The sequence below is a fragment of the Deltaproteobacteria bacterium genome, assembly GCA_016210045.1.
GTDB lineage: Bacteria > UBA10199 > UBA10199.
The window spans coordinates 56,189-75,758 of the sequence record JACQUX010000023.1; the positions used below are offsets into that span (position 1 = coordinate 56,189).

Annotated in this window: 20 protein-coding genes; 11 read left to right on the forward strand and 9 right to left on the reverse strand. The window is 61.5% G+C overall.

Going from position 1 to position 19,570, the window contains the following annotated elements:
• Genes gatB through gatC form a run of 3 tightly spaced genes read right to left on the reverse strand, consistent with a single transcriptional unit; the run spans position 1 to position 3,175 of the window.
• Entirely contained in the window at positions 1–1,428 is a 1,428-nt protein-coding gene (gene gatB / locus HY696_07415) for an Asp-tRNA(Asn)/Glu-tRNA(Gln) amidotransferase subunit GatB (GenBank protein MBI4238226.1), read from the reverse strand.
• Positions 1,425–2,888 carry an Asp-tRNA(Asn)/Glu-tRNA(Gln) amidotransferase subunit GatA gene (gene gatA, locus HY696_07420; GenBank protein ID MBI4238227.1) on the reverse strand — a complete coding sequence of 488 codons (1,464 nt, stop codon included), beginning with the start codon at positions 2,886–2,888 and terminating at the stop codon, positions 1,425–1,427. Before gatA ends, gatB begins: the two co-directional genes overlap by 4 nt.
• Positions 2,885–3,175, reverse strand: a complete 291-nt coding sequence (gatC, locus tag HY696_07425) for an Asp-tRNA(Asn)/Glu-tRNA(Gln) amidotransferase subunit GatC (GenBank protein MBI4238228.1) — start codon at positions 3,173–3,175, stop codon at positions 2,885–2,887. The genes gatA and gatC overlap by 4 nt, the downstream gene beginning before the upstream one ends.
• A gap of 92 nt (positions 3,176–3,267) precedes the next feature.
• On the opposite strand from gatC, the gene HY696_07430 reads away from it, so the two are divergent.
• The 9 genes from HY696_07430 (at position 3,268) to HY696_07470 (ending at position 11,516) form a co-directional block, all read left to right on the forward strand.
• Entirely contained in the window at positions 3,268–4,068 is an 801-nt protein-coding gene (locus HY696_07430; protein ID MBI4238229.1) for a prepilin peptidase, read from the forward strand.
• Positions 4,069–4,779: 711 nt separating this feature from the next.
• Positions 4,780–5,010 (forward strand): helix-turn-helix transcriptional regulator, encoded by a 231-nt coding sequence (locus HY696_07435; protein ID MBI4238230.1) that lies wholly within the window; start codon positions 4,780–4,782, stop codon positions 5,008–5,010.
• 183 nt (positions 5,011–5,193) lie between these two features.
• Positions 5,194–6,135 carry a hypothetical protein gene (locus tag HY696_07440; GenBank protein MBI4238231.1) on the forward strand — a complete coding sequence of 314 codons (942 nt, stop codon included), beginning with the start codon at positions 5,194–5,196 and terminating at the stop codon, positions 6,133–6,135.
• A 53-nt stretch (positions 6,136–6,188) separates the two neighbouring features.
• Complete coding sequence (aroC, locus tag HY696_07445; protein ID MBI4238232.1) at positions 6,189–7,370, forward strand: chorismate synthase; 1,182 nt, start codon at positions 6,189–6,191, stop codon at positions 7,368–7,370.
• A 5-nt stretch (positions 7,371–7,375) separates the two neighbouring features.
• Positions 7,376–7,897 carry a shikimate kinase gene (locus tag HY696_07450; protein ID MBI4238233.1) on the forward strand — a complete coding sequence of 174 codons (522 nt, stop codon included), beginning with the start codon at positions 7,376–7,378 and terminating at the stop codon, positions 7,895–7,897.
• Complete coding sequence (gene aroB, locus HY696_07455; GenBank protein MBI4238234.1) at positions 7,894–8,964, forward strand: 3-dehydroquinate synthase; 1,071 nt, start codon at positions 7,894–7,896, stop codon at positions 8,962–8,964. Before HY696_07450 ends, aroB begins: the two co-directional genes overlap by 4 nt.
• Positions 8,964–9,593, forward strand: coding sequence for a tetratricopeptide repeat protein (locus HY696_07460; protein ID MBI4238235.1), 630 nt, complete (start codon positions 8,964–8,966; stop codon positions 9,591–9,593). The genes aroB and HY696_07460 overlap by 1 nt, the downstream gene beginning before the upstream one ends.
• A complete protein-coding gene (locus HY696_07465; GenBank protein ID MBI4238236.1) occupies positions 9,481–10,212 on the forward strand; it encodes a 3-dehydroquinate dehydratase in 732 nt (243 codons plus the stop codon). Before HY696_07460 ends, HY696_07465 begins: the two co-directional genes overlap by 113 nt.
• Complete coding sequence (locus HY696_07470; protein ID MBI4238237.1) at positions 10,212–11,516, forward strand: tetratricopeptide repeat protein; 1,305 nt, start codon at positions 10,212–10,214, stop codon at positions 11,514–11,516. Before HY696_07465 ends, HY696_07470 begins: the two co-directional genes overlap by 1 nt.
• Here the strand turns inward: HY696_07470 and HY696_07475 are convergent.
• Positions 11,500–12,603, reverse strand: a complete 1,104-nt coding sequence (locus HY696_07475) for a hypothetical protein (GenBank protein ID MBI4238238.1) — start codon at positions 12,601–12,603, stop codon at positions 11,500–11,502. The two genes, HY696_07470 and HY696_07475, sit on opposite strands and share 17 nt — an antisense overlap.
• A 30-nt stretch (positions 12,604–12,633) precedes the next feature.
• Between HY696_07475 and HY696_07480 the strand changes: the two genes are divergently transcribed.
• Together HY696_07480 and aspS are read left to right on the forward strand one after the other, a co-directional pair.
• Positions 12,634–13,902, forward strand: coding sequence for a histidine--tRNA ligase (locus HY696_07480; GenBank protein MBI4238239.1), 1,269 nt, complete (start codon positions 12,634–12,636; stop codon positions 13,900–13,902).
• A complete protein-coding gene (gene aspS / locus HY696_07485; GenBank protein MBI4238240.1) occupies positions 13,899–15,665 on the forward strand; it encodes an aspartate--tRNA ligase in 1,767 nt (588 codons plus the stop codon). The genes HY696_07480 and aspS overlap by 4 nt, the downstream gene beginning before the upstream one ends.
• Positions 15,666–15,668: 3 nt before the next feature.
• On the opposite strand, the gene HY696_07490 is transcribed toward aspS, so the two are convergent.
• The 5 genes from HY696_07490 to HY696_07510 are packed head-to-tail and all read right to left on the reverse strand — an operon-like array spanning position 15,669 to position 19,558.
• Positions 15,669–16,973: a hypothetical protein gene (locus HY696_07490; GenBank protein ID MBI4238241.1), complete on the reverse strand. Its 1,305-nt coding sequence runs from the start codon at positions 16,971–16,973 to the stop codon at positions 15,669–15,671.
• A 42-nt stretch (positions 16,974–17,015) separates the two neighbouring features.
• Positions 17,016–17,495 carry a prepilin-type N-terminal cleavage/methylation domain-containing protein gene (locus tag HY696_07495; GenBank protein ID MBI4238242.1) on the reverse strand — a complete coding sequence of 160 codons (480 nt, stop codon included), beginning with the start codon at positions 17,493–17,495 and terminating at the stop codon, positions 17,016–17,018.
• 28 nt (positions 17,496–17,523) lie between these two features.
• Positions 17,524–18,267: a hypothetical protein gene (locus HY696_07500; GenBank protein ID MBI4238243.1), complete on the reverse strand. Its 744-nt coding sequence runs from the start codon at positions 18,265–18,267 to the stop codon at positions 17,524–17,526.
• Positions 18,264–19,007 carry a hypothetical protein gene (locus HY696_07505; GenBank protein ID MBI4238244.1) on the reverse strand — a complete coding sequence of 248 codons (744 nt, stop codon included), beginning with the start codon at positions 19,005–19,007 and terminating at the stop codon, positions 18,264–18,266. Before HY696_07505 ends, HY696_07500 begins: the two co-directional genes overlap by 4 nt.
• Positions 19,008–19,021: 14 nt before the next feature.
• The gene (locus tag HY696_07510) at positions 19,022–19,558 is read right to left on the reverse strand and encodes a prepilin-type N-terminal cleavage/methylation domain-containing protein (GenBank protein ID MBI4238245.1); all 537 of its coding nucleotides are present in this window, start codon (positions 19,556–19,558) and stop codon (positions 19,022–19,024) included.
• Positions 19,559–19,570: the final 12 nt, after the last annotated feature.

Consider the following 19,570-nt stretch of genomic DNA (forward strand, 5'->3'; position numbering starts at 1 on the left):
TCAGCCCAATTTCTTTTTGAGAAGTGCTTGCAACAGTTGCGGATTCGCTTGCCCCTTCGTCTGTTTCATCACTTGGCCGATGAAAAACGCCAACAAATTCGTCTTGCCCGCGCGATACGCCGCCACATTGGCCGCGTTGGCGGCCAAGATCGCGTCGATCACCGGTTCCAACGCGGCCGGATCGCTGACTTGCTTCAGTCCTTGCTGCTGAATGATCGTCTCGGGATCGGCGCCGTCTTGATACATGACTTCAAACACGCCCTTCGCCATTTTTCCGGTGATCGTCCCGTCTTCAATGCGTTTCACTAAAGTGGCCAAATGCGCCGGCGTGATCTTAGCCTGCGCGATGTCGAGGTTGGCGGCATTTAGTCGCCCTTGCAGTTCGGACGTGATCCAGTTGCACAACGCCTTCGGGCTCGCGTGATGGCCGATGGCGGCTTCGAAGAAATGCGCCACCTGTTGGTCGGCCGTCAACACGCGGGCGTCGTATTCGCTGAGTCCCAACGCGCGCACGTAGCGTTCCATTTTTTGCTGCGGCAGTTCGGGCAGCGCACCCCGAATGGCTTCCAACCACGCGGCCTCGACCTGGAGCGGACACAAGTCGGGGTCGGGAAAATAGCGATAATCGTGTGCCTCTTCCTTGCTGCGCAACGATGCGGAGCGTCCGGCAGCCTCGTCCCAGAGCCGTGTTTCCTGTTCCACGCGTCCGCCGGCCTCGAGGACTGCGATTTGGCGCTGCATTTCGTAAGTAATCGCGTGTTCCAAGAAGCGAAACGAATTGAGATTCTTCAATTCCGTGCGCGTGCCGAACGCCTTGCTGCCGACCGGCCGCATCGAAATATTCGCGTCGCAGCGCAGCGACCCTTCTTGCATGTTCCCGTCGCAGATGCGGAGGTACATCAGGATATTGCGCAACTGTTTCAGATACGCCGTGGCCTCCGCCGTGGAGCGCAAGTCCGGCCCGCTGACGATTTCAATCAGCGGTACCGACGAGCGATTCAGATCGACATGGCTGTACCGATCGTGCGCGTCGTGCAGCAGCTTGCCCGCGTCTTCTTCCATATGGATGCGTTGGATCGTGATCCGCTTCGTGGCGCCGTCGAGGTCGCAATCCAAAAACCCATGTTCGCACAGCGGACGTTCATATTGCGAGATCTGATAGCCCTTCGGGAGATCGGGATAGAAATAATTCTTCCGCGCAAAGACACTGCGCGGCGCGATCGTGCACTGCAACGCCAATCCGGCGCGAATCGCAAACTCCACGGCCGTGCGATTCAGGACCGGCAACGCCCCGGGCTGCCCGGTGCAGACCGGACAGATGTTCGTATTCGGCGGCGCGCCGAACGTGGTCGGACAGCCACAAAAGAGCTTACTCTGCGTCAGCAACTGCGCGTGGACTTCTAATCCGATCACGGGTTCGTAATTCATATCGACTTCGTCCCTACGTTCGGTCGGCGCGTATGCCACGTTTGTTGCTGTTCATACGTGTGTGCGACGCGCAGCAGCGTGGCCTCGTCGAGGTGGCGCCCCATGATTTGCAAACCGATCGGGAGTCCGGCCGGGGTGAAGCCGCACGGGAGCGAGATCCCCGGGAGCCCGGCCAAATTGCACGAAACGGTGCAGATGTCCGCCAAATACATTTGGACCGGATCGTCGAGTTTTTCCCCGAGTCGAAACGCGGTGGTCGGCGTGGTCGGGGTGCAAATGACATCGACGTGTTCGAACGCGGCCTGAAAGTCACGCGCGATCAACGTGCGGACGCGTTGCGCTTGTTGGTAATACGCGTCGTAGTAACCGGAGCTGAGCACGAATGTGCCGATGATCAAACGCCGTGTGACTTCGGGACCGAAGCCCTCGCTGCGGCTGTTGAAGTAGAGATCGTGTAAGTCTTCGCCGTGCGTGGAGCGATAGCCGTAGCGGACGCCATCGTAGCGGGCCAGGTTGGCGCTCGCCTCCGCCGGGGCGATAATATAGTAACAAGGGACGGCGTATTTGGTGTGCGGCAAGTGGATCGGTGTGAGCGTGGCGCCCATTTCGGTGAGCACGCCGAGTGCGGCCCGCACCGCGGACTCGACTTGGGCATCCGTCCCGCTGCCGAAATATTCCTCTGGGACGCCGATGCGTAACCCTTTCACGCCTTGCGTCAGCGCGGCTTGATAATCCGGCACTGGAACTGCGAGCGACGTGGAATCGGCCGGATCATGTCCGGCGATTGTCTGGAGCAGCACGGCTGCGTCTTCCACGGTATGGGTCATCGGGCCGATTTGGTCCAGCGACGACGCGAAGGCCACGAGGCCGTATCGACTGACGCGTCCGTACGTCGGTTTCAATCCGACGATGCCGCAAAACGATGCCGGTTGGCGGATCGAGCCGCCGGTGTCGCTCCCCAACGCGCCGGCGCACAACTCGGCAGCGACGGCCGTCGCGGAGCCGCCGCTCGAACCGCCCGGTGTGCGTTCCACGTCCCACGGATTGCGTGTGACGCCGAACGCGGAGTGTTCGGTGGATGCGCCCATCGCGAATTCATCCATGTTGGTCTTGCCGAGGATCACCGCGCCGGCATCGAGCAGCCGTTGTACCGCCGTGGCGGTGAACGTCGGGCGAAATTGCGCAAGCATTTTCGATGCGCAACTGGTCGGCAGCCCCGGGACGTGCATCACGTCTTTGATCGCGAGCGGGACGCCGGTCAGCGGCGTGAGGTTTCGCCCGCTGCGCCGTTGTTCATCGGCCTGCCGCGCCTGTTGCAGCGCCAAATCGCCGGCGGTCGTGAGGTAGGCATTCAATTCCGGGTTATGGGCGTGCATCGCCGCCAAATAGGCCTCGGTGAGCGCGACGCTGGTCCGCTCTCCGGTGGCGAGTTGACGGCTACATTCGGCAATCGTGGTCATTCGATTACTTTCGGGACCGCAAAATAGCGGCCATCCTGAGCTGGCGCTTGGGCCAGAATCGCCTCGGCCTGGGTGCACGTGTGAATGACATCCGGACGCAGCGGCGTTCCGTCCGCGCGTTGGTCCGACATCGGTGGGACGTCGTGCGTCGGCACGGCGTTTAATTGTTCGACGAATTCGAGAATCGTCGCGCACTGTGCGGCGTAGCGATCCAATGCAGTCGCGTCGAGTCCGAGCCGCGCCAGTTGCGCAGCGTGTTCGATCAGTTGTTTGGTCTCAGGGGCCATAAAGTGATTAATGATGCGTGTGCCGGTAACATGTGGGCGGCTACCGTGGCAAGATGATTGAGCAGCGCGCCCGATTCGTGTACAAGCAGCGGATGGACACGACCCCACTCTGGTTTCCGTATCTGTTAGTTGGCCTGTTTGGTCTCTGTATCGGGAGTTTTCTCAACGTCTGCATCGTGCGGATTCCCCACGACCAATCGATCCATCGTCCGCGTTCGCACTGTCCGCAGTGTCGCGCGCCGATTCGCTGGTTCGACAACATCCCGGTGTTCAGTTTCCTGCTGCTGTGGGGGCGGTGTCGTCAGTGTCGCGCGCCGATCAGTTGGCGCTACCCGTTGGTGGAACTCTTGACCGCCGCAGCTGCATTGGCCGTGTTCTTCAAGTTTCCTGAACCGCTCCCGTGGGCGATCTGGTTCTTTCTGTTCATTGCGCCGCTGATCGCGATCACATTCATCGACTTGGAACACTTGATCATCCCGGACGCGTTTTCGCTCTCAGGGATCATCCTCGGACTGGCGGCGCGTCCGATCTTGGCGGTGGAAGGCCAGCGCCTCGATGCACTGCTCGACGGCCTGATCGGCGTAGTGGTGGGCGGCGGATTCCTCTGGCTCGTGGCCGCGGTCTACGAGCGGTTGCGCAAACAGGAAGGCTTGGGCGGCGGCGACGTCAAATTGATCGCGATGCTCGGCGCGTTCCTCGGCTGGAAGGCAGTGCTGTTTATCTTGTTAATGAGCTCGTTGCTCGGTTCGCTGGTCGGCGTGGTCGTGATCGCGATCTTACGCAAGGGCCTGCGCTTCGCGATCCCCTTCGGCCCCTTCCTCGCCGTGGCCGGAATCCTCTACCTCTTCTTCGGCGAGACCTTAGTGACGTGGTATCTGAGCTTCTATGTTTAGGGCGTGTTTGCAAAATCGCCTTTAGTGTCCAGTTCCCGGGAGGGGCGCGAGGGGAACCTGCGGGCCGTTCGCCTCGCGTTACGGCGCTCGGCTCACTGAGACCTCGCTCGGTCGAGCTTCAACCCCATAGTGCTCTGTCAAAGAACGGAAACGCGTTGCGTTTCCGACATGACTGCCGCGGACCATGCCATCGCTCCGCGATGGCGTCCTTACCCGCTCAGACTCGCCCGCAGGCCCCCCTCGCGCCCCTCCCGGAACCGTGTTCCCCTCTGGATGTTCGATTGCGCGTGGTTGTCCATTTGATGAACAACGACGGGGAGACTGCCCGTGTTCTCGCCGGGCGGAGGCGCCAGGGGTCCCCAGGGGCTCCCGGAGCCGTTTTCTCCTTGCGTTATCTCATGACAAAAACGGTGAGGGCGAGCGCGCGGCCGCTCGATGCGGCCGCGATAGCGTACCCTGGGGATCCCTGGCGCCTCCGTCCGGCCCCCGGAACAAGCACTGACTACTGGAACGTGGAGTGCGCCCCAGAACCCGCACTCCTTCAGCACTATTGCAAACCCTCCTTTATCTAATGATAGACCGAGTTGTTCACATGGCTGATAATTACGCATAATATATATATAATTAAATTTCATTTCATAACCTCTTAGCTGCCATTTAGACAAAAATTTCACTTCTCTGAGCTTGACGGTGGATAACAATTCGCCCATAATGACACCTATGTCCGGTGCAGGTCAGTTCCCTAACAATCTCAAGAAGTTTCGCGAAGAGCTCCTAATGAGCAAGGCCGAATTGGCCCGCAAGGCCGGCGTCTCCGTTCTGACCATCGACCGCGTCGAAGCTGGTTATCCGTGCCGCCTCGACACCATGCGCAAGATCCTGATCGCCCTCGGCCTCCAACTCACCGACCGCCCCCGCGTGTTCCCAGTCCAGATGGCGTAGTGCAACGAAATACATCGCAGGGGGACAGGTACCTTGCGATGGCTGTCAATGCTGGATCCGACGGTACCTGTCCCCCTGCGATGCATATATTGGGGGGTGTGTGAAAACTGCGTTGACACGAGTTGAGTCGCAGAATAGCGAGCTGCGTATCATTTCCACGACACCCGTTCACTGGGAGGACCTATGAGCACCATGGCAGTTGCGATGACGGCGGCGAAGCAATTGGGGGAGTGGGCGACGGGGCTGTTTCTGTTTGGTTCCGAACCGTTGCAGTTTGAGCCGGAGCGAGTGGCGACCAAAACGTACGATCACCTCGACTTCAATTGCGATGGGGTTTGGGATCGGGTCATTGTGGAGGAGTTTGCAAATTGCGAGGTCCGCACGTCCATCGAGATCGCGGACCCGACGGCGCCGGCCAAGGCGTTGGTGCGGAAGGCCGTGGACGGAGTCCCCGCCCGCGTGGTCTTTCAAGATGAATTGGGCGATGCGTTAGTCGGGTGGCACCGGACGCAGGCCGACACGGGAGTGCAAATCGGCGATTGGGTGCCATTGGCCGGGGCACCGTGGTTTGCGCGTTCCGTCGAGGTGTATGCGGACGCGTTGGAGACGACGGCGCCTGGATGCTACCCGGAGTCGTCGATCTATTTTTCCCTGCAGGATGCCATGCTCTCTCCGTATGATATTCGAATCGTCGCGCAGCGGGAGATCGCGGCAATGGTCCCGCAGGAAGATTTCAATGCGTCCGTGGTGCGACTCGTGGCATGCAGCCGTCCCAATGCGTCGATCTGGTCCTGTTTTTCCGTGAAGCAACACGCGTCGCCGGAGGCCGTTGCTGTTGCGAACAGTGCCGACATCTTGATGGCGCGGGAGCAGCCGTCCTTGAACACGTTGCGCGACTATTGGCAGGCCCCGCGGCATGATCGCGCGACTATTGCACAGGCGCTGGATAACACGGTGCGGAGCGGCGTGAATCTTTGGTGGGAAGGCTGGGATGGACTCGGTCCCACGCCGCTGGGGAGCGCGATCTACAGCGTCCTGGGGGCCTATTACGGCCTGGACCGCCAAACGATCGAACGGATCCGCCTTGAATTGTCCCGCTCGCCTGGTTTGCCGCCCCGGTCGTAAGTACGGCGTCACACTTGACCCTGGCCGGGCAGGGCAGGCATACGTCGGCGATGCTGCGTTTTCTTACTGCCGGTGAATCACACGGGCCGGCGCTCACGGTGATTATTGAAGGGATGCCGGCCGGCGTGCCGTTGCGGGCCGACGCGATCGATGCGGACTTGCGCCTGCGGCAACGAGGACATGGGCGCGGCGGGCGGATGCAGATCGAGCACGACACCGTCGAGATCCTCGGCGGGGTGCGGCACGGCGCGACGATCGGGTCTCCGCTCGCGTTGCTGATTCGGAATCGCGACTTCGCCAATTGGCGGGACGCGATGGTCGTGGAGGGCAACAGTGCGGATGCCGTGATTGCCGCGCGTGCGGTGCATTGCCCGCGCCCTGGTCATGCCGATCTCGCGGGTGGACTCAAATACGATGTTCATGATCTGCGCAATATCGTGGAGCGCGCGAGTGCTCGCGAAACGGCGGCGCGCATGGCCGCGGGGAGCGTGGCGCGCGTGTTGTTGCGCGAGTTCGACATCGAGGTGCACGGACAAGTGCGCCAAATCGGCAGCGTAGTCGCAGCGGCCGGGGCGGTCGTGTCATCTGACGATCCTGGTTGGGCAGCGGCGGCCGCGTCGCCGGTCCGCTGCGCCGACGCGCAAGCGGGGGCGGCGATGGTGGCGCTGATCGATGCGGCGCGCTTCGCGAAAGAGACGGTCGGCGGCGTTTTTGAGATTCATGCGTTCGGCGTGCCGCCGGGGCTCGGGAGTCATGTGCATTGGGATCGGCGACTCGATGGCTTGTTGGCGCAGGCCCTGATGAGCATTCCCGGCGTCAAGGGCGTCGAAATCGGTCTCGGATTCGCGCAAGCGGCACTGTATGGCAGTAAAGTGCATGACGCGATCGCGTGGGGCAATGCAGCGGCGACCGTGCCGTGTCAGCGGCTGACGAATCACGCCGGCGGGCTGGAAGGGGGCATCAGCAACGGCGAACCGATCGTGCTGCGCGCGGTGATGAAGCCACTCGCGACCGTGATGCAGCCTCTGCCGTCGGTCGATCTGCGGACCAAAGTGGCTGCGGAGGCCCATTTGGAGCGCTCCGATATTTGTGTGGTCCCGGCCGCGTCGGTGGTCGGGGAAGCGATGGTCGCGTGGGTGCTCGCAGCGGCACTGTGCGAAAAATGCGGCGGCGACACGTTGGTTGAAATGCAACGTAACTATCGCGGCTATCTGGCGCAACTCGCCGAGTATTGAATCTCATGGGACATTGCATCCTCACCGGATTTATTGCGACCGGCAAGACGAGCGTTGGCAAGCTCGTGGCTGCCACGTTGCGCTGTCCATTTTATGATTTGGATGCCGCCATTGTGCTGGCTACGGGGCGTGCGGTCGCGGAGATTTTTGCCAACGACGGCGAGGCCGTCTTTCGCGCGTTGGAGCGGACGCACTTGCCGCGACTGTTATCGGCGCCGACGGGAGTGATTGCGACTGGCGGCGGCACGGCGCTCGACCCGCAGAACGTCGCGCGGATGTCGGCGGCCGGTCGTGTGATAGCCCTCAACGCGGCGCCGCATCTGGTGTGGGAACGGCTCCGCGCGGAATCCCCGCCCACTGCGCGGCCGTTACTCCCGGCGCCGTTTGATGCCGCGCAAGTGGCGCGGCTCTGGGAGACACGCGCGCCGAGCTATGCGCAATTCCCCGATCAGCTCGATACGTCAGACGTTACTCCGGCCGACGTGGCCGCTTGCGTCGTGGAAATGCTGCGCGGAGTGGCTGCATGACTCGTCCAACGGTCATCCGCGTGACGGCAGGGCCGGATCGCTACCCGGTGGTCGTGACGCGCGGCCGACTGTCGGCGTTGGCGGCGTGGGCGCGGGTGTGGCGGCCGTGTCGGCGCGCCGTGATCGTGAGTCATCGCGGATTGCGGCGACGCTTCGGGTCGCAGCTCCAAGCGGCGTTGCGAGCGTCCGGATTGCAAGTCGGATGGTGTCTGATCCCGGAAGGGGAGCGGAGCAAATCGCTCGATATGGTGGCGAGGCTCTATGCGCAGTGCGCAGCGCAGGCCGTGGATCGACAGACGCTGCTCGTGAGTCTCGGCGGCGGCGTGGTCGGAGACATCGCGGGTTTCGTGGCCGCGACGTATTTGCGCGGACTCCCGTGGGTGGCGGTGCCGACGACGTTAGTGGCCCAACTCGATAGCGCGATCGGCGGCAAAGTCGGCGTCAATTTGCCGAGCGGGAAAAACCTCGTCGGGGCTTTTTATCAGCCGTGGCTGGTCTATTGCGACTTGCACTTGTTGCGGACGTTGCCGCCGGAGCGATGGCGCGAGGGGTTGGTGGAGGCGCTGAAATGCGGGATCGTGGCGGATCCGACGTTGTTTCGCGTGGCGCAGCCGCCGCTTGCCTCGCGCAATCTTTTATCGGTAGTATGCCGCGCCGCACGCGTGAAGGCCCGGCTGGTGGCGCAAGACCCGTATGATCGGCGGGGAATGCGGGCTTGGTTGAACTTGGGCCACACGATCGGGCATGCATTGGAGCGGGCCGGCGGATATCGGCAATGGTCGCATGGCGCGGCGGTGGCGGCAGGATTGCGGGCCGCCGCGCGCTTGTCGATACGGTGGGGATATTGTGATGCGGCAGTCGTCGACTGCGTGGAAACGGCGCTTGATCGATTGCACATGCGGCGGCCGTTGCCGCGGTTGGCGCGGAACGCGTGGGAGCGGTTGCTGCGGGGCGAAAAGAAACGGTCTGGGGAGACGGTGCATTTTGTGGTGATGCGTGCTATCGGCCAGGTCGCTGCGCATCCGATCACGATACGCGACTTGGCGACAGCGATAACGGATCTCTGATGATGAACTTAGGCACGTTGCATCCCGATTTAGTGAATAACACGCTCTTCCTGCAGTATTATCAACGCTGGCAGAGTCAGCAGCAGTCGGTCGCATTTGTCGGCGTGGCGGATCTGTTGTTCGCGTACGGTTGTTTTCAAGAAGCGATTCGGGTCTGCGAGGAAGGCTTGCGCCACAACCCGCACCTGGTCTCCGGTCGACTGATCTTGGCGCGCGCGCTGGAAGCGACGCAATGCTACGACGCCGCCAAACGAGTGGTCGAAGAGATCCTCGAAAGGGCGCCGAATAATGCGGAAGCGAAGACGTTGCACACCTACCTCGGCCGTGCGCCGCTGCCGGTGGTGGTACCGTTACCTGCGACGCCGGCCGTTGCGCCAGCGCCTCGTTCCGCCATTCAGCCGGAACGTGCGGCGCCAGCGGCTGCGGTTGAGCAGGGCTTCAGCAATCCGTGGGCGACGCTCACGATGGCGCGCTTGTATGCGCAGCAAGGGCTTCGCGCGGAGGCGTTGAAGACCTATGAAGCGATCGTGCAGCGCGAGCCGGACAATCAAATGGCCAGACAGGAGCTGCAACAATTACGCGTCCAAGCTCCCGCTACGTACGGAAGTGAGGCCCCGCGTGCGCACTGACGGCGTGGCGTTACAGGGGCTCACGTACCCTCCGCCTGCGGCTGCGGGCACTTCCTCGGCGACCCGCTACGCGGGTCCCCCGCCTCGGGCGTCGCATCCCCTTGGTACGGCAAAGCCACTGGAGCCTCCCCCTCAACGCCGCTGTGCGGCTGATCGGAGTCTCACGACGCGGCTGCTGGTGTTGCACGGTCCGTTGCTCGATCACTTAGGCACGCGGGAACCCGCGCTGTATGGACATCTGACGTTGGCTGTGTTGAATGCCCGCATTGCTGCGCAGGCGGACGCGTTGGGAGTTGGCGTGGACTGTGTCCACTGCCCGACCGAAGACGCGTTGGTTGCAGGGATCGTTGCCGCGCCGACGCACGCGGACGCGCTGATCCTGAATCCGGGACCGCTGACGCATACCAGCGTCGCAGTGCGTGACGCCGTGGCGCTATTGTTGATGCCGGTCATTGAAGTCCATTTAACAAATATCGCCGCGCGGGAACCGTTTCGTCACTATTCCGTCGTGGCGCCGATTGTAGCCGGCACGATCGCCGGACTCGGGCCCGCGGGCTATGAAGCCGCTGTCGTGGCCGCCGTACGGTTGTTGGCAGAACGCGCAGAAGGGCGGACGTGATGTCCGAACAACCGACTAAAGACCAACTCTTGACCGCGGCGCAGCGACTCTTGGAAGAGGGCCGCTATGAACGCGCTATTCATGAGTATCAGCGCATCTTGACGATGGACCCGAAAGACCAGCGCGTGCGGTTGCGGTTGGCGGAACTCTACATCAAACAAAAGCAAGTGGGATTGGCGGCGAAGGCGTTCCAGGAAGTCGCCACGGCCTATGTCGCCGAGGGGTTTTATTTAAAGGCGGTGACGGTCTATAAAAATCTGCTGCGTGTCGATCCGTCGCGGCACGACGTGAATTTGGCATTGGCCGAATTGTACGAAAAGATGGGCCTGAATCAGGACGCGATTCATCAATATCAAATCGTGTTACGGCGCCATGAACAAAAAGGTCAAGCGGCGGATGCGCTGGAGTTGCGGCGACGGATCGTGGCGCTGGATCCGGAACAACTGACGAACCGCGTGCGTCTGGCCGAGGCGTATCAGCTGCGCGGCGACGAAGCAGCGAGCATGCGAGAGTATGAATCCATTGCGGAGCGGCTGCACGAAAAAGGGACCGAGGCGCAGCAAGTCGAGCTCTATGAAAAAATTCTGAGTCGTCGGCCAGATCATCTGGAACTGTTGCGGCGGCTGTGTCGGATCTACGCAAAGCAGCGCGAGTGGCGGAAGGTGCTGCACTGGCTGACGCATGGGGCGAAGCTCGTGGCGCAGGATGCGGAATTGCTGCGGCTGTTGGCGGAGGTCCACGCGAAGCTGAATCAAATCGAGTCGGCACGCAGCAAATGGCGAGAGTTGGCCGAACTCCACGTGGGGCAGGGCGATCCGGACGCCGCGCTCGTCGCGTATGAAGAAGTGCTGTTGTTGGCGCCGGAAGAGGCGACGGAGTTGACGGAAGCGGTCGATCGCGTTGTGCCGGGCGGGATGGTGCAGCTGTTGGCGCGTGTGGAGGAACGGCGGCAGCAGCAACTGCAAGAAGAAACGGCGCCGGAAGTCGCGCCGGCTCCGGCAGTGAACCAGCATATACAACAAGTCGAGGCGCGGGCGCGGGCCGGTGCATCGCGGCGCAGTGTGGCGCCGGTCGAGCCGCCGCCGACGGAAGAGGATCTGGCCGGTTTGCGGCAACGCGCGGAGGCAAGTCTCCAATTGGGGCAGGCGTATCTGCAAATGGCGATGGCCGACGAAGCGCGCGTGGAGTTTCAGAAGGCATTAGCGTCATATCGTCGCATCGCGTCGCTGGAGGGAAGTGCGACCTTGCAAGAGACGATCGCTCGGTTAGAACGGCTGCTTAGCCCCACTACGGAATCTCAGTAATCACGGGGTCGTTGTCGGCCCGCATGCGGTAAAAAATAAATGTGGGGCGTCCGTCGTCGTAGCGCGGGACGTCGGGCATTACGACGAGTTGAACGGGCGCCAAGGTCGGGAAATCCTCGTCGCCGGGTCCGCAGGCCGCCGGGAGGGTGTCGCCGTGCGCGACGAGCAGGATATTCAAGCACGCCCATTCCTCGTCGGTTGGGGAACGAAATGCGAATGCACCGTGTGTCGGATCGTCCGCGCTGCCGTCGTACATCGCTGCGGCAGTGAGGACGGCTTGGTCATATGCGAGTTGGAATTCTTCCGACAGAAAGCCGCGTGCCTCGGCGTGTTCATAGAGCTCGTGATTCGGATCGTCCGGGTCGACTGGAGAGAATTGGTAACTGGTGGCGGTGTGGGCTGTGATCACGGCCTCGTACGCGGACGCGGGCGGATCGGCGTACAGTAACTCGGCATCCGCGACGAAGAGTCCGGGATCGCCGCTCGAACCGATCAGTCCGACGCGGTTGCGAATCACGGCGGCCAGCGCGCTGCCGGTGGGGCTTCGACTGTCGCGTTCCACATGGCCTGCGGTTTGGTGTGCGCCGTGCAATAACAAGTTTTGCGCCTCGGCTACTAAGATTTGGATCACGGCTTGCGGCGGGACCGTGACGGCGATGCTTGGATCGCGTTCGGTTCCGTCGAGTTGTATCCGAATCGTCACGGCGCCGGGGCGTTGCGGAATCAGCCAAGCGCCGCGCCCTTGCAGGAAATCCGCGAATCCAGGACGCGGCAACAGGCCGACGACTTTCGGATTGCTGCTGAAGAGGCGGAAATCGGTCGCGGTCGTGGTGTTCGCGAGTTCCGGCCGCTCCGCTAACAGCAGTTCGTCGCGGCCCGGTGCTACCCCGCCTAGGGCCAGCGCATAACGTTCCGCGGCCTCGATCCGCGGTTCGGTGCTGGGGAGCAGTTCATCCGGCGTCGTTTCCGTTTCGCTCGCGCTGCTGTGCAGAAAGCGGAGTGGCGAGAGTGGGCCGCACGCCATCGCGCCGAGCAGGATGACGAGCGGCAACGTGCGACACACTTTCCCGGTGAGATTGACAAGCATATCGATTGCGCCTACCTATCACACCCCATCATGAAAATCACTACTGTCAAAGGGATGCACGACATCACGCCTCCGGAAACGGCCATTTGGTGCCGCTTAGAGGGGATCGCCCGCCATTTATTCGAGCGGTACGGGTTCGCGGAAATGCGCACCCCGATCGCCGAACGGACGCCGTTGTTTGTCCGCGGTGTCGGGGCCAGCACCGAGCTCGTGCAAAAGGAAATGTATACGTTCGTCGACCAAGGGGGCGAGGAACTGACGCTCCGGCCCGAAGGGACGGCGCCCGTGGTCCGGTCGTATATCGAACATGGATTGTATCAAGCGGATCCGTTAGCAAAACTTTATTACTTCGGACCGATGTTTCGTCGGGAACGGCCGCAAAAGGGGCGCTTCCGGCAGTTTCATCAAATTGGTGTGGAGCTCCTCGGGACGGCCCATCCGGCCGCCGATGCCGAAGTGATCGTGATGGCGATGCGGTTGTGCGAGACGCTGGGGTTGCGCGATTTGCGGTTGGAAGTGAATTCGCTCGGCTGTGCGGACTGTCGTCCGAAATATCAGCAATCGCTCGAGACGTTTCTCGGCCAAGTGGTCGGGCAGTTGTGCGAAGACTGCCAACGGCGCGTGCGCACCAATCCGATGCGAATCTTCGATTGTAAAAATCCACAATGCCAGCAAGCGCTGATGGAGGCGCCGACCGTGCAAGATTTTTGGTGCGACGCGTGCGGCGAACACTTCCGCCAAGTGTGCGAAGGGCTCGAGGCCGTGCAAGTGACGTATTGGTGCAACCACCGCATCGCCCGCGGCCTCGATTACTACATGCGCACCGCGTTCGAAATCGTCTCCCACAGCCTCGGCGGGGCGCAAAATGCGCTCTGCGGGGGCGGTCGCTACGACGGCCTGGTCCGCGATTTAGGCGGGCCGGATGTCCCCGGTGTCGGATTTGCGATCGGCATAGAACGTCTGCTCCTGTTGATGGAGCAACCGCTGGCCGTTGCGCGGTTGCCTCGCGCCATTTTCGTGGCGGCGTTAGGGCCGGAGGCGCGGCGCTTAAGTATGCCGCTGATGGCGATGCTGCGCGATCGCGATTGGATCGTGGAGTGGGATTACGAAGATCGTTCGCTGAAGTCACAGCTGAAGCGCGCGGATCGATCGGGGAGTCGCTATGTCGTGATCGTCGGCGACGACGAATTAAGCGCGGCGAAGGCCGTCGTCCGTGACATGGAAACAAAACAGCAAGCCGACGTCGCGCTCGATCAACTCGTCCATTATTTCGCCGATCTCGGAGGGGTGGCCGCATGATGCAGCGGACGCATCACTGCAGTGCGTTGCGCGCCGCTGACCTCGGTGCGAGTGTTGTCCTGATGGGATGGGTCGATACGCGACGCGATCACGGCGGCGTGGTGTTTTTTGATCTGCGCGATCGGGAAGGGATCACCCAAGTCGTCATCGATCCGCAGCAAGTGCCGGCATTGGAAACGGTCGCGCGGACGCTGCGGTCGGAATTTGTCGTCGTCGTGCAGGGAATCGTGAGCGCGCGTCCGGACGGGATGACGAACCCCAAGTTGGCCACCGGTGCGATCGAAGTGCGGGCGCTGCAGTGCGAGGTCCTGAACGCAGCGAAGCCGCCGCCGTTTGAGATCGGGGAAGCCACGACGGCGGCGGAAGAGACGCGGCTCAAATATCGCTTCCTCGATCTGCGTCGGCCGCCGATGCAACGAATGCTGCGGCAACGACACGTCGCCGCGCAAATCGCACGGCGCTATCTGGCGGAGCACGGCTTTATCGAAGTGGAGACGCCGGTCCTGACGAAGAGCACGCCGGAAGGGGCGCGCGACTTTCTGGTGCCGGCGCGCCAAACCCCGGGAAATTTTTACGCACTGCCGCAGTCGCCGCAGCTCTTCAAACAATTGCTGATGGTCGCCGGTCTGGAGCGCTACTTCCAAATCGTCCGCTGTTTTCGTGACGAAGACTTGCGCGCCGATCGGCAACCGGAATTCACGCAAATCGATATTGAAGTCTCGTTCCTGCCGCGCGACCCGTTCCTCGATCTGTGCGAGGGGCTCGTTGTGGCGCTGTGGCGCGAGGTGCTGGGCGTGGAACTGCGGCGACCATTCGATCGCCTGAGTTATGCGCAAGCTCTCGGCGCATACGGCACCGACGCCCCCGACCGCCGCATTCCGTGGCAGTTGGTCGATTGCACCGACGCCTTTCGCGGCAGCGAATTCCGTGCCTTTGCCGAAGCCGTCGCGGCGGGCGGGATCGTGAAGGCCCTCACCATTCCCGGCCACAGCGCGCATTTCAGCCGCGCGGTCCTGGACGGCTTGCCGGAGCTCGTCGCGCCGTTCGGCGCCAAAGGCGTGTTACCGATCCGCTGCGACGCCGACGGTAAATGGAATTCGCCATTGGTAAAATTCTTCAACGAAGACGCGCGGGCCGCATTAGGACATACGTTGGGCGTCGTGCCCGGATCCGTCACGCTGTTCGTCGCGGGACCGTTCAAGGTCGTCAATCAATCGCTCTCGCTGCTCCGACTCCATTTCGCCAAAGCGCTGATTCCGCCGAACCCCGACCACTACGACTTCTGTTGGGTCCTCGATTTCCCGTTGTTCGAATGGGACGACACGGAGCAGCGCTTCGTCGCCGTGCACCACCCATTCACCGCGCCGCACCCGGACGACTTGGAACATTTAGCCAACGATCCCGGACGTTGTCGCGCGCAGGCCTACGACTTGGTGCTGAACGGGAGCGAGATCGGCGGGGGATCGATCCGGATTCATCGCACCGATGTCCAATCCCGTGTATTTGAAATCCTGCAGATCGCTGCGGCCGAGGCGCAGGAAAAATTCGGCTTCTTGCTCGACGCGCTCAGCTACGGCGCGCCGCCGCACGGCGGTATCGCGTTCGGATTCGACCGCCTGATGACGATCCTGACCCACGCCTCGTCGATTCGCGACGTGATCGCGTTCCCGAAGACCGCGCGCGGCTACGACCTGATGGTCAACGCCCCCAGCCCCGTCAACCCACAACAGCTGACGGAGCTGGGATTGCGGTTGAAACCCTAGAACTCATTCGACCGTAATCAAATACACGGCGTCCTGAAAATCGGCCGCCGGACTGTTCGGATTCGACTGCATATTCACGCCTAATTCGCTCAGTACAATCGCCTGATTCGCGGAGAGGCTGACTTTGCCGGTCTGCTGATTTAAGTATCCGGCGATACATTGTGTGACCGGTTTTTGCCCGCCGAATCCGGCCAACGGCGGCGGCGTGTCGCCGTTCACCAGCGTTTTGATCTGCGCCGTATTTCTGGAATCGTATGTGGCATTATATTTCGTGACCCCGTTCTGGACGTATTTCGCGTTCGACTTCAGCACATAGGTGTTTCCGGCGCCGCTATTCGTGACATAGCTCTGTCCCCCATTCACGGCGACATTCGCTCCGTTGAAGAGCGCCACCCAGTTATAGTTGTTGCTGTTCCCGACGCGTGTGCCGATCCAGCCCTTTACCGGAATCGGCGGCCCGTTGGCGCCGTAGGTGATCTGGGCACACAACGAATTCACGGTCACTTGCTTGTTCGCCTGGACGACGAGCGTCCCGTTGTTGACACTGAACCCTGATGGGCCCGGGGGCGGTGGCGGATTTCCGCCGCCATTGCCGGGGTCGATGAAGCTCTTAGTCACGGTGCTGCCGTCCGAGAGATAGAGCATGATCGTGTAGGTCTTCCCGGCCGTAATATTGCCGTTGAACTCGATCTTATTGATCGGTTCCGGGACGCCGGCTCCCTTGCTCAACGTGTAATCGGCCGCGTCGATGGTCGCGCCGGAGGCGTAGCCGGCGGGGTTGTCGTACGCTGTAAAGAGCGGGCTACCTTGGATTTGCAGCTTGATCGTCTTTTCGCCGAGATTCGGCGCCCACGTGATTTGCCACATCGTGACCACCGATTGCGTGAGGCAGTTGCGGACCAGTTTGAGCCCTTCCAGATTCGGACCGGCGGAGTGGCCTTGGGAGACGTCGAGATCGGTGCAATCCTTGCCGAACTGCGTGTTGACCGCGAAGTTGCGCTTCACGGTGCCGACCGTGCCGACCGAGACGAGTTGCCCGGAATTGGGGACGGTCGTGATGGTAAAATTCCCCTGCGCGAGCGGAAAGTTGGCGACGACCGGGTTTACGCCAAGATCGATCCGGTTCTTCGCGAACTCGACGCCGGCCTGCGCAAGGGCGTATGCCTGTTCGCTGTTGTGCGAAATGGCCCGCGTCTCTTCCGTGGTCGAGACGACGGAGACGGCCGTCGCGCCCAAGCCCCCGAGCAGGAGCAGACCGATCATCGCGGTCAACGCGGCGGAACCACGTTGTGAAAAGAAGGTTTTCATAATCTGCCATCCTCCTTGTGATGGCGACTGTACTCCTGTTGTTTACTGGATCTGCACGTATCCGGTACTGTTCACGGTCACCGACTTCGTTTGTCCCGTCATTCCGATGATAATCGGTGTTCCCGATCCGATCACCGGTTGGCCGAAGCGATTGAATTCGACTTGATAATTGTTCGCGTTAAACAACACGCCTTGGTAATTGGTCGGCAAGTCGATCTGCATCCCTTGGCGCGTATAGGGATCCACCACCAGATTCCCAAGATTTTGCCGATACACTTGGTATTGGGTCACGGTATTCACCCGGAATCCGCAGTTCACTTCTTCGGCCATCGCGAGTTGTTGGCAGTAGCGTAGGTCCGATTCCAAGCGCCGCGCGGCGCGGTCCAAGTTGCTGGCGGTGAAGTTCGACACGCCGATCAGCGACGCGACCATCAGCGGGAGGATCGCAATTACGAGCGTGAGCTCGATCATCGTAAATCCCCGCGGGTGGCGGGTGCGGCGTGACTGTTCGAGTCGGTTCATACGTTGCACCGTTTGCAGTCCTCGTCCCCTATGGGTCCACGAAACTCCGTGTCACGACACTCCCGTCGGAGAGTGTGACGCTGATCGAATACGTCTTGCCGTCCGTCATGGGGTGATCAAACTCCAGTTTGTTGACCTCGGTCGGCACGCCAGGGGCCTTGCTGAGCGTTAAGTCCGTGGCGTCGATCAGCGCGCCTGACGGATAGCCGATAAAATCTTCGAACACCGTGAACAGCGGGTCGCCTTGCACTTGCAGCTCGGTTGCGTGTTCGCCGTCGTCCGGTTGCCAGCTGAATCGCCAATGGGTAATCGTCACCTTACTGAGACAGTTCTTATAGAGTTTGAGGCCGGTCAGATTCGGCCCCGCGACTTGGGCTTGATCGACCGCGAGGTCGAAACAATCCTTCGCCAACGGCGTGGTCACGGCGAATGAGCGTTGCACCGTGCCGACACGGCCGACGGCCTGCAACAGATTCGTGGCCGGTGTCACGGCGGTCGAAAAGGTCCCAAACGCGATCGGCTGATTCTGCACGTTCGGATTGACCCCTTGGTCGATCCGATTCTTCGCGAACTCGATCCCGGCCTGGGCCAGCCCCAACGCGGCTTCGGTGTGCGCAAAGAAGGCGCGTTCCTCCTGTGAGGTCGATGCGAGTTCTACGGCCGTGACGCCCATCCCGCTCAAGACCAGCAGGCCCAGCAACGCCATGAGGGCCGCAGCGCCGTCTTCCGTGTTGCGATGCGTAAACATCATCGTCTCCCATCGGCAAATCATTCCGGCGGTCCTCCGCCGGCGTCGAGGAAACTGCGCGTGACGCTGCTGCCGTCGGAAAAGAAGAGCGTGACAGTGTACGTTTTCCCCGCAGGCAGTGGGGTGTCGAATTCGATCTTATTGATCGGTTCCGGGACGCCGGGCCCCTTCGTCAGCACATAGTCGGTCGCATCGATCGTGGTCCCGGAGGCAAACCCGGCCGGATTGTCGTACAACGTCACGATCGCATCGCCTTGGACTTGGAGCTTCACCGTTTTCTCTCCCGCATCCGGCGCCCAACTGATGTTCCATTGCGTGATCGTGGCCTTGCTTAAACAATTTTTCAGCAGTTTGGCCCCTTCGATCTTTTTGCCGGCACTGTGTGCGTTCTGAAAATTGAGGTCTCCGCAGTCTTTGGCGTATTGCGTAGTTAGCAGGAAATTCCGCCGCACTAATCCGACCGCACCTGTGGCGGCAAGTTGGCTCGTGTTGGGCATCGGAACCACGGTAAACGTCCCTTGTCCGAATGGCATATTCGCGACGGCCGGATTCAAGCCTTGATCGATCCGGTTCTTGCCGAACTCCACGCCGGCCTGCGCCAGCCCCAACGCCAACTCCGAGGCATGCGAAGTCGCGCGGGTCTCTTCGCCCGTCGACACGAGTGACACCGCGGTCGCGCCCATCCCGCCTAACAGCAGCAGTCCCAGCATCGCCATCAACGCGGCCGATCCTCGACGATTTCCTACGACCGACATGGTCGGCATACCGCCCCCACTCATCATTGTTGAAAGTTCGTGTACGCAAAATTGCGTGGAAACACTTCCGTCCGTAACGTCAAGTTCCCTTGATTCGGCGCCGCAGCGACGATCGTCACGCCGATGCGGCGCACGTTGGCGATCACGTTCGTGACTGCGCCGTTCGCATCGAAGTAGCTGAAGGTCAAATTGACCGCGTTCGGCATCACGAGTGTGGCGCCCCGTGTAATGGTGCCGAACGGTGCCCCGGGCGTAAATTGGTAGGTTGCGGCCAACGCGTTGTCGTCGATGAAGCTGAATTGTTGGGCCTGAATCCCCGTGATGCGGGCCGTCGTCACCGTAATCATTTCCCGCTGCATCTGCATGATTGCATTGCGCGCGTCGTGCATCACGCGCGCGCGTCCGGTCGCGAGGGCATACGAGGCCACCGATTGAAAGAAGACCGGCGAGACCGCCAACGCGACGATCGAGAGGATGATCATCGAGAGCAACACCTCCGTGGCAGAAAACCCGCGCCTCCCGATCCGTCCATTTTGCCTTTTGCACTTTGCCTTTTGCATTTTGCATTTCCC

Bases quoted from the DNA above. Each gene is read 5' to 3' on its own strand.
- HY696_07475 (MBI4238238.1), bottom strand. From the start codon at position 12,603: ATGCTTGTCAATCTCACCGGGAAAGTGTGTCGCACGTTGCCGCTCGTC.
- HY696_07435 (MBI4238230.1), top strand. From the start codon at position 4,780: ATGACACCTATGTCCGGTGCAGGTCAGTTCCCTAACAATCTCAAGAAG.
- HY696_07470 (MBI4238237.1), top strand. From the start codon at position 10,212: ATGTCCGAACAACCGACTAAAGACCAACTCTTGACCGCGGCGCAGCGA.
- aroB (MBI4238234.1), top strand. From the start codon at position 7,894: ATGACTCGTCCAACGGTCATCCGCGTGACGGCAGGGCCGGATCGCTAC.
- HY696_07500 (MBI4238243.1), bottom strand. From the start codon at position 18,267: ATGATTTGCCGATGGGAGACGATGATGTTTACGCATCGCAACACGGAA.
- HY696_07430 (MBI4238229.1), top strand. From the start codon at position 3,268: ATGGACACGACCCCACTCTGGTTTCCGTATCTGTTAGTTGGCCTGTTT.
- gatB (MBI4238226.1), bottom strand. From the start codon at position 1,428: ATGAATTACGAACCCGTGATCGGATTAGAAGTCCACGCGCAGTTGCTG.
- HY696_07480 (MBI4238239.1), top strand. From the start codon at position 12,634: ATGAAAATCACTACTGTCAAAGGGATGCACGACATCACGCCTCCGGAA.
- HY696_07460 (MBI4238235.1), top strand. From the start codon at position 8,964: ATGATGAACTTAGGCACGTTGCATCCCGATTTAGTGAATAACACGCTC.
- gatC (MBI4238228.1), bottom strand. From the start codon at position 3,175: ATGGCCCCTGAGACCAAACAACTGATCGAACACGCTGCGCAACTGGCG.
- HY696_07450 (MBI4238233.1), top strand. From the start codon at position 7,376: ATGGGACATTGCATCCTCACCGGATTTATTGCGACCGGCAAGACGAGC.
- HY696_07510 (MBI4238245.1), bottom strand. From the start codon at position 19,558: ATGCAAAAGGCAAAGTGCAAAAGGCAAAATGGACGGATCGGGAGGCGC.
- HY696_07490 (MBI4238241.1), bottom strand. From the start codon at position 16,973: ATGAAAACCTTCTTTTCACAACGTGGTTCCGCCGCGTTGACCGCGATG.
- HY696_07440 (MBI4238231.1), top strand. From the start codon at position 5,194: ATGAGCACCATGGCAGTTGCGATGACGGCGGCGAAGCAATTGGGGGAG.
- HY696_07495 (MBI4238242.1), bottom strand. From the start codon at position 17,495: ATGAACCGACTCGAACAGTCACGCCGCACCCGCCACCCGCGGGGATTT.
- HY696_07505 (MBI4238244.1), bottom strand. From the start codon at position 19,007: ATGCCGACCATGTCGGTCGTAGGAAATCGTCGAGGATCGGCCGCGTTG.
- HY696_07465 (MBI4238236.1), top strand. From the start codon at position 9,481: ATGAAGCGATCGTGCAGCGCGAGCCGGACAATCAAATGGCCAGACAGG.
- gatA (MBI4238227.1), bottom strand. From the start codon at position 2,888: ATGACCACGATTGCCGAATGTAGCCGTCAACTCGCCACCGGAGAGCGG.
- aspS (MBI4238240.1), top strand. From the start codon at position 13,899: ATGATGCAGCGGACGCATCACTGCAGTGCGTTGCGCGCCGCTGACCTC.